This is a genomic window from Nocardia sp. NPDC003979, from assembly GCF_053605015.1.
This window is the reverse complement of the sequence record NZ_JBSGIJ010000001.1, coordinates 703,892-717,867: the sequence shown is the minus strand read 5'-3', so window position 1 is coordinate 717,867 and position 13,976 is coordinate 703,892. Positions and strand designations below refer to the sequence as shown.

The 13,976-nt window shown below is 68.6% G+C and carries 15 protein-coding genes; 12 read left to right on the top strand and 3 right to left on the bottom strand.

The window, feature by feature from the left end; all coding sequences use genetic code 11:
- Positions 1-29 precede the first annotated feature (29 nt).
- A complete protein-coding gene (locus ACWEVR_RS03160; protein WP_181700312.1) occupies positions 30-467 on the top strand; it encodes a hypothetical protein in 438 nt (145 codons plus the stop codon).
- Here the strand turns inward: ACWEVR_RS03160 and ACWEVR_RS03155 are convergent.
- Both ACWEVR_RS03155 and ACWEVR_RS03150 read right to left on the bottom strand, forming a co-directional pair.
- The gene (locus ACWEVR_RS03155) at positions 442-1,140 is read right to left on the bottom strand and encodes a type 1 glutamine amidotransferase domain-containing protein (RefSeq protein WP_452465612.1); all 699 of its coding nucleotides are present in this window, start codon (positions 1,138-1,140) and stop codon (positions 442-444) included. The two genes, ACWEVR_RS03160 and ACWEVR_RS03155, sit on opposite strands and share 26 nt — an antisense overlap.
- A 29-nt stretch (positions 1,141-1,169) precedes the next feature.
- Positions 1,170-1,505, bottom strand: a complete 336-nt coding sequence (locus ACWEVR_RS03150; RefSeq protein WP_452465611.1) for an ArsR/SmtB family transcription factor — start codon at positions 1,503-1,505, stop codon at positions 1,170-1,172.
- A 78-nt stretch (positions 1,506-1,583) separates the two neighbouring features.
- On the opposite strand from ACWEVR_RS03150, the gene ACWEVR_RS03145 reads away from it, so the two are divergent.
- The 6 genes from ACWEVR_RS03145 to ACWEVR_RS03120 are packed head-to-tail and all read left to right on the top strand — an operon-like array spanning position 1,584 to position 8,060.
- Positions 1,584-3,170: an ABC transporter substrate-binding protein gene (locus ACWEVR_RS03145; protein ID WP_452465610.1), complete on the top strand. Its 1,587-nt coding sequence runs from the start codon at positions 1,584-1,586 to the stop codon at positions 3,168-3,170.
- A 20-nt stretch (positions 3,171-3,190) separates the two neighbouring features.
- On the top strand, positions 3,191-4,144 hold the full coding sequence (locus ACWEVR_RS03140) for an ABC transporter permease (RefSeq protein WP_452465686.1): 954 nt from the start codon (positions 3,191-3,193) through the stop codon (positions 4,142-4,144).
- On the top strand, positions 4,137-4,967 hold the full coding sequence (locus ACWEVR_RS03135; protein ID WP_452465609.1) for an ABC transporter permease: 831 nt from the start codon (positions 4,137-4,139) through the stop codon (positions 4,965-4,967). The genes ACWEVR_RS03140 and ACWEVR_RS03135 overlap by 8 nt, the downstream gene beginning before the upstream one ends.
- A complete protein-coding gene (locus ACWEVR_RS03130) occupies positions 4,964-6,031 on the top strand; it encodes an ATP-binding cassette domain-containing protein (RefSeq protein ID WP_452465608.1) in 1,068 nt (355 codons plus the stop codon). The genes ACWEVR_RS03135 and ACWEVR_RS03130 overlap by 4 nt, the downstream gene beginning before the upstream one ends.
- Complete coding sequence (locus ACWEVR_RS03125) at positions 6,015-6,665, top strand: ABC transporter ATP-binding protein (RefSeq protein WP_452465607.1); 651 nt, start codon at positions 6,015-6,017, stop codon at positions 6,663-6,665. The genes ACWEVR_RS03130 and ACWEVR_RS03125 overlap by 17 nt, the downstream gene beginning before the upstream one ends.
- 9 nt (positions 6,666-6,674) lie before the next feature.
- The gene (locus tag ACWEVR_RS03120) at positions 6,675-8,060 is read left to right on the top strand and encodes an FAD-binding protein (protein WP_452465606.1); all 1,386 of its coding nucleotides are present in this window, start codon (positions 6,675-6,677) and stop codon (positions 8,058-8,060) included.
- Position 8,061: 1 nt separating this feature from the next.
- Here ACWEVR_RS03120 and ACWEVR_RS03115 read toward each other — a convergent pair whose 3' ends face one another.
- Positions 8,062-9,165, bottom strand: a complete 1,104-nt coding sequence (locus tag ACWEVR_RS03115) for a cytochrome P450 (RefSeq protein ID WP_452465605.1) — start codon at positions 9,163-9,165, stop codon at positions 8,062-8,064.
- A gap of 214 nt (positions 9,166-9,379) precedes the next feature.
- Here ACWEVR_RS03115 and ACWEVR_RS03110 point away from each other — a divergent pair, with 214 nt between their 5' ends.
- Genes ACWEVR_RS03110 through ACWEVR_RS03090 form a run of 5 tightly spaced genes read left to right on the top strand, consistent with a single transcriptional unit; the run spans position 9,380 to position 13,932 of the window.
- Entirely contained in the window at positions 9,380-10,408 is a 1,029-nt protein-coding gene (locus ACWEVR_RS03110; RefSeq protein ID WP_452465604.1) for a 3-oxoacyl-ACP synthase III family protein, read from the top strand.
- A 6-nt stretch (positions 10,409-10,414) separates the two neighbouring features.
- Positions 10,415-11,281: a beta-ketoacyl-[acyl-carrier-protein] synthase family protein gene (locus ACWEVR_RS03105; protein WP_225278893.1), complete on the top strand. Its 867-nt coding sequence runs from the start codon at positions 10,415-10,417 to the stop codon at positions 11,279-11,281.
- Complete coding sequence (locus ACWEVR_RS03100) at positions 11,278-11,640, top strand: hypothetical protein (RefSeq protein ID WP_452465603.1); 363 nt, start codon at positions 11,278-11,280, stop codon at positions 11,638-11,640. The genes ACWEVR_RS03105 and ACWEVR_RS03100 overlap by 4 nt, the downstream gene beginning before the upstream one ends.
- Before the next feature lie 13 nt (positions 11,641-11,653).
- Positions 11,654-12,409 carry a glycosyltransferase family A protein gene (locus ACWEVR_RS03095; protein WP_452465602.1) on the top strand — a complete coding sequence of 252 codons (756 nt, stop codon included), beginning with the start codon at positions 11,654-11,656 and terminating at the stop codon, positions 12,407-12,409.
- The gene (locus ACWEVR_RS03090) at positions 12,406-13,932 is read left to right on the top strand and encodes a class I adenylate-forming enzyme family protein (RefSeq protein ID WP_452465601.1); all 1,527 of its coding nucleotides are present in this window, start codon (positions 12,406-12,408) and stop codon (positions 13,930-13,932) included. The genes ACWEVR_RS03095 and ACWEVR_RS03090 overlap by 4 nt, the downstream gene beginning before the upstream one ends.
- Positions 13,933-13,976: the final 44 nt, after the last annotated feature.

Genomic DNA, 13,976 nt, shown 5'->3' with positions numbered 1-13,976 from the left:
TCAAGCATGTTGAAGGCTGGAGGTCGGTAGTGGAACATTTCTTGCTGTCGGTGCATGTGCTCGCGGGCATCGTTTTCGTCGGTGGCTCGGCGGTCGCCACCAGTCTTTTCCCCCGCTACGCGCCGATCGCCGCGCCCGAACCCGATTCGGTGCGCAGCCGGTCGGTGGCCGTCGCGATGCACCGCATCACCGGCAACTACGCGAAACTGGCGATCATCGTGCCGGTGGTCGGGATCATCCTGGCCACCATCCAGGGCCGGATGAACGAAATCTGGATCACCTCGGCCATGATCACCACCGCCATCGCGGGCGGCCTGCTCGCGGTGCAGATCCATCCGATGCAACGCGAGGCACTCGACGAGCCCGACGACGGCAAACGCCTGCGGATGCTGTCGATGCTCGCGGGGATCTACAACCTGCTGTGGACGGCGGTCGTCGTCCTCATGATCGTGCGCCCGGGCGGCTGAGCGCGTCGAGGAAGACGCCGACGAGGTCGGGGGTCGAGGCGGGGTTCTGGCCGGTGTGCAGGCAGCGATCCGATTCCACATGCGGCGCGAAGGGTTCGGCGCAGCGGTAGTCGACACCGAGTTCGGTGAGCCGGTCCTGCAGGAGCCAACGCGCCCGATCGGCCAGCCCGTTGAGGGCTTCCTCGGCATTGCTGAAGGCGGTCACGCGGTAGCCCGCGAAGTCGTCGCCGGTGGCGAGCAGGGCTGCGGGGCCGTGGCTGATCAGCGCCGTCGGCTTGTCCGCGCGGAGGGCGTCGACGAGCAACGCGGCGGAATCGGCGTTGCCTGCGAGGTCTTCCATCGGCCCGTAACCGCCGGGGTAGTAGAGGGCGTCGATGTCGGCGGCGGAGATCTCGCCGAGTGCGACGGGCTTTTCGAGAACCGTCGCGCCCTTGATCGTTTCGGCGACTTCCTGCGCTTTGTCGTTGCCGCCGTTGGCATTCGGTGCGAGGCTGCCGAGGTCGACGGGCGGCACCACCCCGCCGGGCGTCGCCACCAGCACCTCGTGTCCCGCCTCACGGAAGGCCAGGTAGGCGATGGTGAATTCGGCGGCCCAGTAGCCGGTGTAGTGCTTGGCGCCGGTGGTGAGACTCCAGCGGTCGGCACCGGTCATCACGAACAGGATCTTCGCCATCATCGCCTCCCGAGCAGGGCCGATCGACGTCAGGTGTGTTTGGCGCCGATGGTGTGCAGAATCTCGTGGATGACCGGGTCGGCGAGCCGGTTGGTGACCGACCGCCCTTCCCGGCTCGATACGACGCACCCCTCGTGCCGCAGCACGCGCAGCGCCTGGGAGATCGCGTTCTCCGTGCGCCCGATCGCGGCCGCGAGCTCACCCACGCTGATACCGGGGGTGCGGTGCAGGCAGAGCAGGATCTCCAGTCGGTTGGGGTCCGAGAGCAGGTCGAATCGCTGCGCCCAGGCGCGGATCTCGACATCACCGATCGCGCGCCTGCCGAGCTCGACCGGCGACCCGTCCAGTGTGCGTGGCTCTCCCATAACGCCCTCAGCTTAGTCGCCGGGTTCGGCACCGGACTATCATCTGTCCATCTGTTCAGATAAACAGCTAGGAACATCATGATGCGAATTCGGACCGTCGCGGGGGCCGCGTTCGCGCTGGTACTCACCGCCTGCGGTGCGCCGACCGCCACGACCACCGACTCGCTGGTCCTAGCGGATGCCGCCGAACTGGGCGGATACAACCCGATCGCCGGTTACGGCGCGGCAGGCGAGGCGAAGATCTACGACGGTCTGCTCCGGCTCACCGGTGGTTCCGGGATGCCCGGTTTCGCACCCGCGCTGGCCACCGAGTTGCCGAGAGCCGAACCCGGTGCCGCCGTGTGGACGGTGCCGCTGCGCACGGGCGTGCGGTTCAGCGACGGAACCACGTTCGACGCGGCCGATGTGGTCGCCACCTATCGCGCGATCCTCGACCCTGCCTCGGCTTCGGAGGTCCGTTCGTCGTTCTCGATGATCGAGCGGGTCGAGGCCATCGATCCCGCCACTGTGCGTTTCACGCTTCGGCACCCGTATGCCGCGTTCCCCACCAAGCTGCTCATCGGGATCGTGCCGTCGGAGGCGGTGGCCGAACCGGGACCCGCCACCGAGTCGACGCTCAATACGAAGCCGGTCGGCACGGGGCCCTACCGGCTGACGACCCTCGAACCGACCCGAGCCGTGTTCGTGGCGAACGAGAACTATTGGGGCGGTGCACCTGCCCTGAAGCGGCTCACGGTGCTCCACGTCCCCGACGACAACACCCGAGCACAGCGGATGGCGAGCGGCGAGCTGGACGGAACCTCGCTGCCGCCGCTGCTGGCCGCCACCTTCGCCGACCGCGCGCCGATGTCGGTGCACGCCAACACCTCTGCCGATTGGCGCGGTGTCTCCCTGCCCGCCGGTGATCCGGTGGCCGGTGATCCCGCGGTCCGGCTCGCGCTGAATTTCGCCGTGGATCGGCAGGCCATGATCGACAACATCCTCGGCGGATACGGGCGGCCCGCTTACACCCCCGTTCCGGAGGTATACGGCGAATCCCACGACCCCTCCGCGACTTTCGCGTTCGACCGGGCGCGTGCCGAGCAGATCCTCGACGCGGCGGGCTGGCCGCGCGGTGCGGACGGCGTGCGCGCGAAACAGGGTGTGCGCGCCCGGTTCACGGTGATGTACAACTCCACCGATACCTTGCGCCGTGACCTCGCCATGGCGTTCGCGTCCGACGCTCGCCGGGTCGGTGTGGAGGTCGACCTCGAAGCGTTGTCCTGGGATCGGATCGAACCCCGGATCGAACGGGCGGGCATTCTGCTCGGCGGCGGCAGCGAGCCCTTCGATCCGGATACGCAGGCCTACAACACCCTGCACACCGTCGATCCGGGTGCGGGCAGCCCGTACGACAATGCGAGCCGCCACTCCGATCCCACTATCGATGCCCTGCTCGAAAAGGCAAGGCGCACCCTCGATCTGGCGGACCGGGCGGCCGCCTACCGTGCGGTGCAGGCCCGATACGCCGAGGACCCGAGCCACGTTTTCCTCGTCCACCTGGATCACACCTATGTGGTGAAGGATTCGGGGTGGACGATGTCGGGACCGGTGCTCGAACCACACGCGCACGGCGTGACGTGGGGGCCGTGGTGGTCGCTGCAGACCTGGACGCGCGGCTCGTGAGGGGGCGTGGCATCGCGCGGATGACGCGGCGGCGGGTGCTGACGATGATTCCGGTGCTGGTCGCGGTGTCGGCGGCGCTGTTCGCGGCAGCCGCGGTGTCACCGTTCGACCCGCTCGTCGGGTACCTCGGCGACCGCTACGTCACCACCGGCGCCGCCGATCGCGCGGTGCTCGCCGGGCAGTTGGGGCTCGACGTGCCCTGGTACCGGCTCTACGCGCGGTGGGCCGCCGACCTGTGCACCGGCGACCTCGGGGTGTCGCGCAGCTTCGCTCAGCCGGTGGGTGAGCTTCTCGCCCAGCGCATTCCGTGGACGATGCTGCTGGTGGTGGTCGCCATGACGGTGGCGGTCGGCGTGTCGCTCGTGGCCGGGGTGGTCGCGGGGATGCGCCGCGGTGGCCTGCTCGACCGGGTGGTGAGTGCTGTCTGCGTCGCCCTGCAGGGGCTGCCGCCGTTCGTGGTGTCGCTGGCCGTGATCGGGGTGTTCGCGGTGGGGCTCGGCTGGTTGCCGCCTGCGGGGCTCACCGATGCGGGCGCCGAGGTCGATGCGGCGCAGGTCGCGCGTCATCTGGTGTTGCCCGCCGCCGCCCTGGCGCTCTCGCAGCTGCCGTGGTTGTTGCTCGCGGTTCGGGAAACGGTGGCCGCCAATCGCGGTGAGGACTTCGTGGTGGGCGCGGTGACGCGCGGCATCGACACCGCGACCATCACCCGCCGCCACATCCTGCCTTCCTCGCTGGCCCCGTTCGTCACGATCCTCGGTGCGCGACTGCCCGAAGTGGTGGTCGGTGCGGTGCTGGTGGAGGAGATCTTCTCCTGGCCGGGCGTGGCGGGCGCCTTCGTGCAATCGGCGAAGGACCTGGATATGGCGTTGCTGGCCACACTGACGGTCGCCACGACGGGTGCGGTGCTGCTCGGTTCGCTGCTCGCCGACATCGCGGTGGTACTGCTGGATCCCCGGGTGCGAGCCGATGGGTGAGCTCGCTCGGCGACGGCTGGTCGTCGCGGTCGCGGTGCTGGTCGCCGTGTTGATCTACGCGCTGGTCGTGCCGTGGCTCGGTGGCGTCGACGACCGGCTCACCGATTTCGCCCAGGCCCGGCAGGCGCCCTCGGCGCAGTGGTGGTTCGGTACCGATGCGGCGGGACGGTCGCTGTTCGTGCGGATCGCGGCGGCGCTGCGCACCTCGCTGGTGGTCGCGGTGTGCGCGGCGGCGGTGTCGACGGTGCTCGGTGTGCTGGTCGGTGCGGTATCGGCGCTGGCAGGCGGGCGGGTCGACCGGGTGCTGATGCGGTTCGCCGACACCGCCAATGCCCTGCCGCATCTACTGCTCGGCATCGTGATCGTCGCGCTGTTCCGGGGCAATACCGTGGCCGTGGTGTTGTCCATCGGACTCACGCATTGGGTTCAGGTGGCGCGGATCGTGCGGGCGGAGAGTCTGAGCCTGCGTGAACGCGACTATGTGGCTGCCGCAGTGCTGGCCGGGGCCGGACGCACCCATCTGTTCACCCGGCACCTGTTGCCCGCCGTGACCCCGCAGGCGCTGATCGCGGTGGTTCTGCTTCTGCCGCACGCGATTTGGCATGAGTCGACGCTGTCGTTCCTCGGGTTCGGGTTGCCGCCGCACGAACCGAGTCTCGGCACGCTGCTGGAGGAGGCGCGGGGTTCGCTGTTGCTCGGCGGGTGGTGGACATTGGTGTTCCCGGCGGGATTCCTGGTGGTGACGACCATCGCGGTCGCTGTGGCCGGGTCGTCGCTCCGGGGGCTTCTGGTGCCGCCCAAGCCTTCCCGGATTCCGCGATGAGCAGGGTCGGCGTAAGCCCCCGTGAGGGGCTGCGGATCGAGGGGCTGACGGTGCGGATTCCCGTGCGGCGTGGCGGTGTCGTGCATGCGGTGAGTGAGGTGTCGCTCGAGGTCGCGGCGGGCACGGTCACGGCGCTCGTCGGTGAATCCGGTTGCGGGAAGTCGATTGTCGCGAGTGCGGTGATGGGGGTATTGCCGCAGGCGGCGGTGGTGAGTGGGTCTGTTCAACTCGATCTTCGTGGTCGGAGCGTGCACATCGTCGGCGATCGCGTCGGATCGCGCTCGCCGGCGAGCGATGGAACTGATCCTGACCCTTCACAATCCGACAGCACACCGATTCCGGGGACTGCGGAGCTACTCGGCACAGATAGGGGCAGGGGCAGCGCATCCCGATGGTTGGCGCGTCGTCGCCGGGTCGAACCGTACCGTGGTCGTCATATCGCCCTGGTCCCTCAGTCCGCGAGCACACATTTCACGCCGGTTCGCACGATCGGCTCGCAACTCGCGGAAACCGTTGCGGTGCTGGGGACCTCGCACGCACCGGCAGACCTGCTGCGCCGCGCCGGGCTCGAACCCACAGCACTTGACCTCTATCCACACCAGCTGTCCGGCGGAATGGCGCAGCGGGCGGCGGTCGCGGCGGCGCTGGCCGGTGATCCGGCGGTGATCGTCGCCGACGAACCGACGGCCGGGCTGGACCGCGACCACACCGATCGGATCGGCGCCCTGCTGCGTGAGTGCGCCGACGCGGGTGCGGCCGTCCTGCTCATCACCCACGATCTGAGTCATCTGCTGCGGGCGGGGATCGCCGACACGGTGGCGATCATGTACGCCTCGCGATTGATGGAGGTGGGGCCCGCGGCCGAGGTGTTCGCGGATCCGTGGCACGGCTACACGCGCGATCTGCTCGCCGCGCTGCCGGAGAACGGTCTGCACCCACTCCCCCATCCACCGCTCGAGCTGACGAATCTGTCCGACATCTGCCCCTACGCGGGTGGACCTACTGCGCTGGTTCCGCAGCGGCAACGCATGATTCGGAAGGGTCTCGATGGTGCTCATCGCTGAATCGATCACTGTCGGCTACGGCAGCCCCGTACTCGAGGACGTGACGCTGACTATCTCGCCCGGTGAGATCGTCGGACTCGGCGGCGAATCCGGTTCGGGCAAAACAACTCTCGCCGCCACCTTGGCGGGACTGCGCACGCCCGATGCGGGTCGGGTCACCGTCGACGGCGTATCACCCCGACGCGCACGCGGCATCACAGCCATGGTCTTCCAATCCCCGCGCGCCGCGACCAATCCTCACTTCACCGTGGCACAGATCATCGCCGAGCCCGCCCGAATCCACCGCCGCCCCATCGATATCCCCGCCCTGGCGACCGCTGTCGGCCTCACCCCCGACCTCCTCGACCGCCGCCCCCACACCCTCAGCGAAGGCCAACTCCAACGCGCCTGCCTGGCCCGCGCCCTCGCCCAGAACCCGCGCTACCTTCTCCTCGACGAACCGACCGCCATGCTCGACGCGGCGACAACCGCCGCCGTCATCCGCCTGGTCGTCGAACATGCCACCACCCTCGGCGTCCTCCTCATCAGCCACGACCCCGCCCTCCTCGAGGTGGCATGCACCCGCGTGCACACCCTGCACAAGGGCACAATTTCTCCACAACTCCCTCAGTCGGGGCTCAGCGAACCGATTTAGCGTGACCGGGTGACATCGACGCAGGGGACATGCACGGCAACGCGACGGCGTTTGAGCGGGTGGGGGCGCACCGCGCCGACCGTCGCCGAGGTGCTGCGCACACCCGACCTCGACCTGATCGCCGAACGGGTGCGCACGGCGGGCGCGCGCGGGGTGATCGCCCGCGGGCTCGGCCGCAGCTACGGAGACCCCGCCCAGAACGGCGGCGGCCTGGTGGTCGATATGACCGCCCTGGACCGGATCCATCGCATCGACCCCGACAGCGGGATGGTCGACGTGGACGCGGGCGTGAGCCTGGACGCGCTCATGCGCGCGGCCCTGCCCTACGGCCTGTGGGTGCCGGTGCTGCCCGGCACGCGCCAGGTGACCGTCGGCGGCGCGATCGCCGCGGATATCCATGGGAAGAATCATCATTCGCAGGGCAGCTTCGGCAACCACGTGCTTTCGCTCGACCTGCTCACCGCCGACGGCGACCTCCGCACCCTGGCACCCGACGGTGACGACCGCGATTTGTTCTGGGCCACCGTCGGCGGGATGGGACTCACCGGAATCGTCACCGGTGCGCGAATCCGGTTGAAGCACACCGAAACCGCGTACTTCCTCGTCGACAACGACCGCACCCGCGATCTCGACGAGACCATGGAATTGCTCACGGGTGGGTCCGACGACGGCTACGACTATTCGATGGCGGTGCCCGACACCATTTCCACCGGGGCGAGGCTCGGCCGCGCGGGTTTCAGTCGTGGGTCGCTGGCCACGCTCGATCAGCTACCTCCGAAATTGCGCGCCAAGCCGCTGACTTTCGCTGCGCCACAACTGTTCACGGTGCCCGACATCTTCCCCAATGGCATGGTCAACGCAGTCACCACGCGCATCGCCGGGGAGGCGGCGCACCGGATGTTTCCCCGCCGGGCACGCGGCCGGATCCAGAATCTGACGCAGTTCTACCACCCGCTCGATCTGCTCGGGGAATGGAATCGCGCCTACGGCAAACGGGGTTTCCTGCAATACCAGTTCTCGATGCCCTTCGGCGCCGAACAACACCTGGCCGATGCGGTCCGCGCCATCGCCGAATCGGGCAATCACTCGTTCCTCAATGTGTTCAAACGCATGGGCGCGAGCAACCCGGCACCTTTGTCCTGGCCACACCCCGGTTACATGCTCAGCCTGGATTTCGCTTTCACCGACGGCCTCGGCCGGTTCTGTGCCGAACTCGACGAGCGGGTACTCGCCGCGGGCGGCCGCCTCTACTTCGCCAAGGACTCCCGCACCACCCCGGGGGTGATCGAAGCGATGTACCCCCGCCTCGACGAGTGGCGGCGCACCCGGAACCGAATCGACCCGGAGGGTGTTTTCGCCTCCGATCTCGCCCGCCGCCTGCGTCTCCTCGGCTGACTCAGGCGAGCCGGATGCGCAGGGATTCGTAGGTGGGGATGAAGACTTTGCGGCGGTAGCGGCGTTCGACGATTTCCCAGGGCCGGCCTGCGGCGGTGAGGGATTCGAGCAGGGCGGTGAGTTCGGAGTGGACCAGTTGCGCGCCCAGGCACAGGTGGCGGCCGCCGCCGAACCAGAGCTGGCGGGTTTCGGGGTTGTAGTCGCGGTGGATGTCGAAATCGCCCGCAGCGTTGTTGATGGTCCAGGTGAGGATCTTGACGTGATCGCCTGCTTTCAGATCGCGGTCGGCGACGCGGACGTCGGCGGTGACGGAGCGGCCGACGAGGTAGGCGGGGCTCGTCACGCGCAGGGTTTCGCGGACCGCGTCGGGTAGGCGGTGGGGGGCGGCGAGCAGGGCGCGGTGCTGGTCGCTGTCGTGCATGATCGCGACCATCCTCGTCATGGCGCTGGCCAGGGTGTCGGTGCCCGCGACCGCCATGAGGATCGCCAGCCCGGCCGCGTGTTCGACCGCGAGGCCGAGCTCGCGGCAGCGGCCGAGGGTGGTGTCGGGGTCGGCGCGCTCGTAGGCGGCGGGAACATTCACGGCGAGCCGGGTGGCCAGCTCCCTGGCCCGCGCCACCGCGACGGGGTCGAGGGTGGTGGAGGTCATGGTGCCGAAACCCAGGTTGACCAGCTCCTCCACATGATGGAACAGGCGAAGGAACAGCGCGTCCTGGTCGGCGTCGGGATCGCCGCCGATGGCCGCGGCGATGTCCTCGGGTCGCATACCGACCAGGTCGGAGACGCTGCGGCCGACGAGGATCTGCGCGCGGGCCGCCATGTCGACGGTCTCGCCCGCCGCCAGCCGCTCCCGCAGGTCGCGCAGATCGGGGCCGATGACGCGTCGGACCAGCGCGTCGGTGTGGGTGAGGGTGAACAGGTCACGCACCTTGGTACGCAATTCGGTGTGCCCGGGGCCTTCGAACAGGTCCTGCACCCAGTCACCGATCACCTGCGACCACCAGTGCCCGGCCGCGCCCTCGGAGACGATGCTGAAGTGGGTGCTGTCGTTGTAGATCTGCCGGGCGATCACGGGATCGGCGACGAACCAACCGAGTGCGGGCACTTTGCGCACCGGCCGCGCGACCCGTCCCAGCAGCAATAAGCCCGGTAACCAGGGCTGACCTGCGGCTAGTAGGGTGAGTTCACGGCGACGAGCAGTACTCCACACCCCGGCAGAATCTAGCTGACCAGGCCCGATTAGTGAAGGTCTGTGACTAGGATCGGCGAGACGCGCGGTGGCGGAGTCGGCCTTCGCGCGATAGCTGGAAGTGACACACATGGTGAGATCGACAATCGAAGCGATCGGCGCGTACCTGCCGCCGGACGAGCTGACCACGACGGAACTGATGAGCAGGCTGGCCGTCGAGGCGCCGCTGGATCTGGAGAAGGTCAGCGGGGTCAGGGCCCGCCGGGTGCGCGGTGACGACGAGGACTCGTTCACCATCGCCCTCGCCGCGGCCCGCACCGCACTGGACAACTCGCGCTACGCGGCCGCCGACCTCGATGTGGTGATCTCGTGTTCGATCACCCGCACCCGTGGCACCGATTTCTGCCTGGAACCGTCGTTCGCGCTGATGCTGCGCAACACTCTCGGCGCCACCCGCGCGATACATTTCGACGTCTCCAATGCCTGCGCGGGCATGCTGACCGGAGTGCTGGTGCTGGACAGGATGATCCGGTCCGGCGCGGTGAAACGCGGCCTGGTGGTCTCCGGTGAGTGCATCACGCCGATCTCCGACACCGCGGTCCGCGAGATCTCCGAGAAGTACGACCCGCAATTCGCTTCGCTCACCGTAGGCGACGCGGGCGCGGCCGTGCTGCTCGAGGCCACCGACGGGCCCGGCCTGGACTATGTGGAACTCAATACCAGCGCCGCCTACGCGAAGCTGTGTCTCGGTATGCCGAGCGACCGCAGCGCCGGTGTGGCGCTCTACACCGACAACCGGGCGATGCACAACGAATCGCGGTACCTGCTGTGGACCTCGCGTCAGCAGCGGTTCCTCACCGAACGCGACTCGAGTTTCGCCGCCGAGGGCTACGACTACCTGATCCACCACCAATTCAGTGGCCCGGCAGTGGAATTGATCGACAAGATCGCCGAGCGCGAGTTCGACTCGGTGATGCCAACCAAACTCGCCGTGCTCGACAAGTACGGAAACACCGCCTCGACTTCGCATTTCGTCGTTCTGCACGACGCGCTGCGGGACGGCCGGATCGCACCGGGGTCGAAGGTATTGCTCGTGCCCGCCGCCTCCGGGGTGGTCGCGGGATTTTTGTCGGTGACACTGGGCGATCTTCGGGTATAGGACAGTATGGGAATTATCATTTCGGCGGCGATCACACGCACCGGCGGCGTCAGCTCGGTGGGTCAGGCGGCCGAGGCCGCCCGCGCCGCGCTCGACGCGGCGGGCTGTCCGCACGAGCAGGTCGACGCGCTCATCAATGTCGGGGTGTACCGCGACGCCAACCTGGTGGAACCGGCGGTGGCCGCGCTCATCCAGCAGGCCGCCGGTGTGGGCCTCGAGTACCGGCCCGGCGATGTGCCGTGCCTGTCGTTCGACCTCATGAACGGCGCCTGCGGGCCGGTGAACGCCATCGGCGTGGCCGCCTCGCTGCTGGCCGACCTGCCCAACGGGCACGTGGTGATCGTCTCCGGTGACGCGCATCCGTCGATGAGCGCGGACGCACACTTCCCGTTCCAGCCCGTCGGTGCGGCGTTCGTTCTCGAGAACCGGGCCGACGTGGCCGGTTTCGGTGACGTCCACGTGAGCGCCGGTGACACCCTGCCCGATGCGCAGGGGTACGTGGCTCTCGCCGAAATGGGCGCCGAGGGACGCTCGGCGCTGACCGTCGAACTCGCCACCGGCACAGCCGAACTCGTCGAGCACGCCGTGATCGCGGCGCGCGACGCACTGACCACCGACGGCCTCGACGCGGCCGATACAGTACTGGTGTGCGGTAAGCCGACGCCGGAATTCGCCTCCGAACTGGCGCGCGAACTCGGCGTCGCGGCGGTGGTGACCGACGACTTCGCCGGTGACGCCCATACCTCCGCCCTCACCGGCGCCTACGTCGCCGCGCGAGCGGCGGGACACGACAATCGTGCGCTGCTGTTCGTCGCCGCCGACGGCGGGCCGACGGCGGCGGCGGTGACCTACCGAGGACAGGGAGTGCGGTGAGCAGTCGTCCGTTGCATGCGGTCTCTACGGAGGGTGATTTCTGGCAGGTGAGTGTGCCCCAACCGGGCCGTCACCGGGCCGAACCCCCGCGTGCCCCGAGCCGCGAGGCGGTGCTCGCCGTGCGGGCGATCCCGGTTTTCGGGTGGTTGTTCCTGATCCTCGGTGTGGTCCGCCCTTTCCGCACCAAGCTGCTGCGGGTCGCGTTCTGGATCGATGTGGTGCTCAGTGTCGGCGTGCATGCCGCGCAGATCCCGGCCGCGCGGCGGGTGGCCGCCGAACGCGGTATCCCGGCAGGCCGGGCCGCGCTGATGACGATGCTGCTCGGCGCCACCTGGTGGAAGACCCTGGGCGAGCCATGACCGACCGGCGCCCGTGAGAAAGCCGCTGTGGGTGGTGATCCCCGCGTTCGACGAGGAACGCGGGATCGAGGCGACGCTGGACGCTCTTGCCGCCCAACGCGACACCGATTTCACGGTGGTCGTCGTCGACAACAATTCCACCGATCGCACCGTCGAGGTGGTACGAAAATTCGCCGCGGCGAACCCCGTTCCGGTGATCGAGGTGATCGACGAGGCGCAGAAGGGCACCGGCGCGGCGGCCGACACCGGTATGCGGTACGCCATCGCACAGGGCGCGCAACTGCTGGCCCGCACCGACGCCGACTGCCTGCCCGCGCCGGACTGGACGCAGCGGATCCGCGCCGGGTTCGACTCCGGTCTGCGCCTGGTGAGCGGGCAGCTGATTCCCCGGACCGACGAGGGGGTTTCGTGGCGGGACCGCACGATCATCCGCGTCGCGCTCGAGGTGGCGTCGCTGTTCGGGAAGGTGCGCTCGGGCAATCGTGACCCGAGATATCTCGGGCCGTATGTGATGACACCGGGGTGCAATATGGCCATCACCGCCGAACTCTATTCGGCCGCAGGCGGATTCCCGCGTACCGCCATCGAGGACCTGCACGAGGACCGTGCCCTGGTGAACGCGGTGCGCACCATCACCACCGATTACGGGCTGCGCCGTGACGTGCGGGTGTACGGGTCGAACCGGCGGGTGCGCGCGTGGGGTATTCGCAAGACGCTGGCCTGGTACGCCGATCACCGGTACCGGCCCGAGGTGGTCGACATCCGGTGAGCTCGTTGTTTCCCGATTTTCTCGACCGTCTCGCCACCCATGCCACCCGCATTCCGGACGCCTCGGCGCTCGGAACCGTGGGCAAGCGGGCGCTCACCTATCGCGAGCTGGTCGACACGATCGGCCGGGTGGCACACAATCTGCGGGTCGCCGGCTTGCGGCCGGGTGATCGGATGCTGTTCTCGATCCGGCCGTCGGTGAGTTCGGTCGGTTTGATCTTCGGCACCATCGCCGCGGGCGGGACGATTGTGTTCGTGGATCCCGGCGTGGGGCCGGAGTTGTTCGCCAAGCGCATCGCGCTGGTCGAACCACGCTGGGCGGCAACGGAATCGCTGCTCTATGCGGTGAGTGGGCCGCTGGCCGGATTCGGGCGCAAGCGTGGGTTGGCGTTGCCCCGGTTCAGCGAGCTCGAGGTTCGGCACCTGCACAGCGGGGTGTGGTTGCCCGGCACACCTTTGCGATCCCTACCGCTGCGCCGCGTTTTCGGTGACGCACCGGATTCGTCTCTGCCTCAGGGTGATCCGGAATCGGAAGCGTTGATCGTCTTCACCTCGGGCACCACCGACGAGCCGAAAGCCGTTGTGCATACCCGTGCTTCGCTCAGTGCCGGGCTGGCAGCGATGGGTGGGCAGACCAGCCTCGCGCCCGGTGCGTTCCTGCACACCGAACAGCTCATGATGGGTCTGCCCGCGCTGATGTCGGGTGCGCGCTGGGCCATGCCGAAGTATCCCCGCTTCGGCACCCACATCGATCCGGTGCGGTTCACCCGCGACCTGCGCAGCGCCACCCACGCCTTCTACACCCCCGCCGACCTCGCCGTGGCCCTCGATGCCCTGGAGGCGGGGAAGATCGCCTCGCCGCAGTACCTGCGTCAGGTCGCGCTCGGTGGTGCGCCGGTGACGGCCGCGCTGCTGCGTCGGGCACAGAAGTCGTTGCCCGACACCGAGTTTCTCGCCGTCTACGGCATGACCGAGATCCTGCCCGTCGCGGTCGCCACCGGCGCCGACAAGCTCGCGCACGACGGTGACCTGCTCGGCACGCCTGTTCGCGGCGTCCGGGCACGCATCGCCGACGACGGCGAACTCGTCCTGAGCGGACCGAACCTGTGCCGCGGCTACCTCGGTTCCGCACCGCTGACCGAGATCGCGACCGGCGACCTCGCCCGCTTCGACGGCGACCGCCTCGTCCTCACCGGACGCAAGAAGGACATGATGATCCGGGGCAAGACCAACATCTACCCCGGACTCTACGAACCGGCGATCGCCGGCGTCGACGGGGTGCGCGAGGCCGTGCTGGTCGGGCTGCCCGACGAGATCGGCGACGAACGCATCGTCCTCGCGATCGTCCCCGAGCCCGGCGCGGGCGATGTGGTCGGCCGTCTCCGCAGCGTCTTACCGCAGCTCATCGACACCTCCGCCCTGCCGGACGACATAGTGGTCGTCGACCGCATCCCGGTAACCGGGCGTACGAGCAAACCCGACCGAAACGCCCTGCGGGAGATGGTGCGCGCTGTCCTGCACTAGGTGATCGATCCACACATTCCCCGACAGTGATCGAGCAACTCGAC

Coding starts and splice junctions, on each gene's coding strand:
- ACWEVR_RS03155 (WP_452465612.1), bottom strand. CDS start 1,140: ATGGCGAAGATCCTGTTCGTGATGACCGGTGCCGACCGCTGGAGTCTC.
- ACWEVR_RS03150 (WP_452465611.1), bottom strand. CDS start 1,505: ATGGGAGAGCCACGCACACTGGACGGGTCGCCGGTCGAGCTCGGCAGG.
- ACWEVR_RS03145 (WP_452465610.1), top strand. CDS start 1,584: ATGATGCGAATTCGGACCGTCGCGGGGGCCGCGTTCGCGCTGGTACTC.
- ACWEVR_RS03140 (WP_452465686.1), top strand. CDS start 3,191: ATGACGCGGCGGCGGGTGCTGACGATGATTCCGGTGCTGGTCGCGGTG.
- ACWEVR_RS03135 (WP_452465609.1), top strand. CDS start 4,137: ATGGGTGAGCTCGCTCGGCGACGGCTGGTCGTCGCGGTCGCGGTGCTG.
- ACWEVR_RS03130 (WP_452465608.1), top strand. CDS start 4,964: ATGAGCAGGGTCGGCGTAAGCCCCCGTGAGGGGCTGCGGATCGAGGGG.
- ACWEVR_RS03125 (WP_452465607.1), top strand. CDS start 6,015: ATGGTGCTCATCGCTGAATCGATCACTGTCGGCTACGGCAGCCCCGTA.
- ACWEVR_RS03110 (WP_452465604.1), top strand. CDS start 9,380: ATGGTGAGATCGACAATCGAAGCGATCGGCGCGTACCTGCCGCCGGAC.
- ACWEVR_RS03105 (WP_225278893.1), top strand. CDS start 10,415: ATGGGAATTATCATTTCGGCGGCGATCACACGCACCGGCGGCGTCAGC.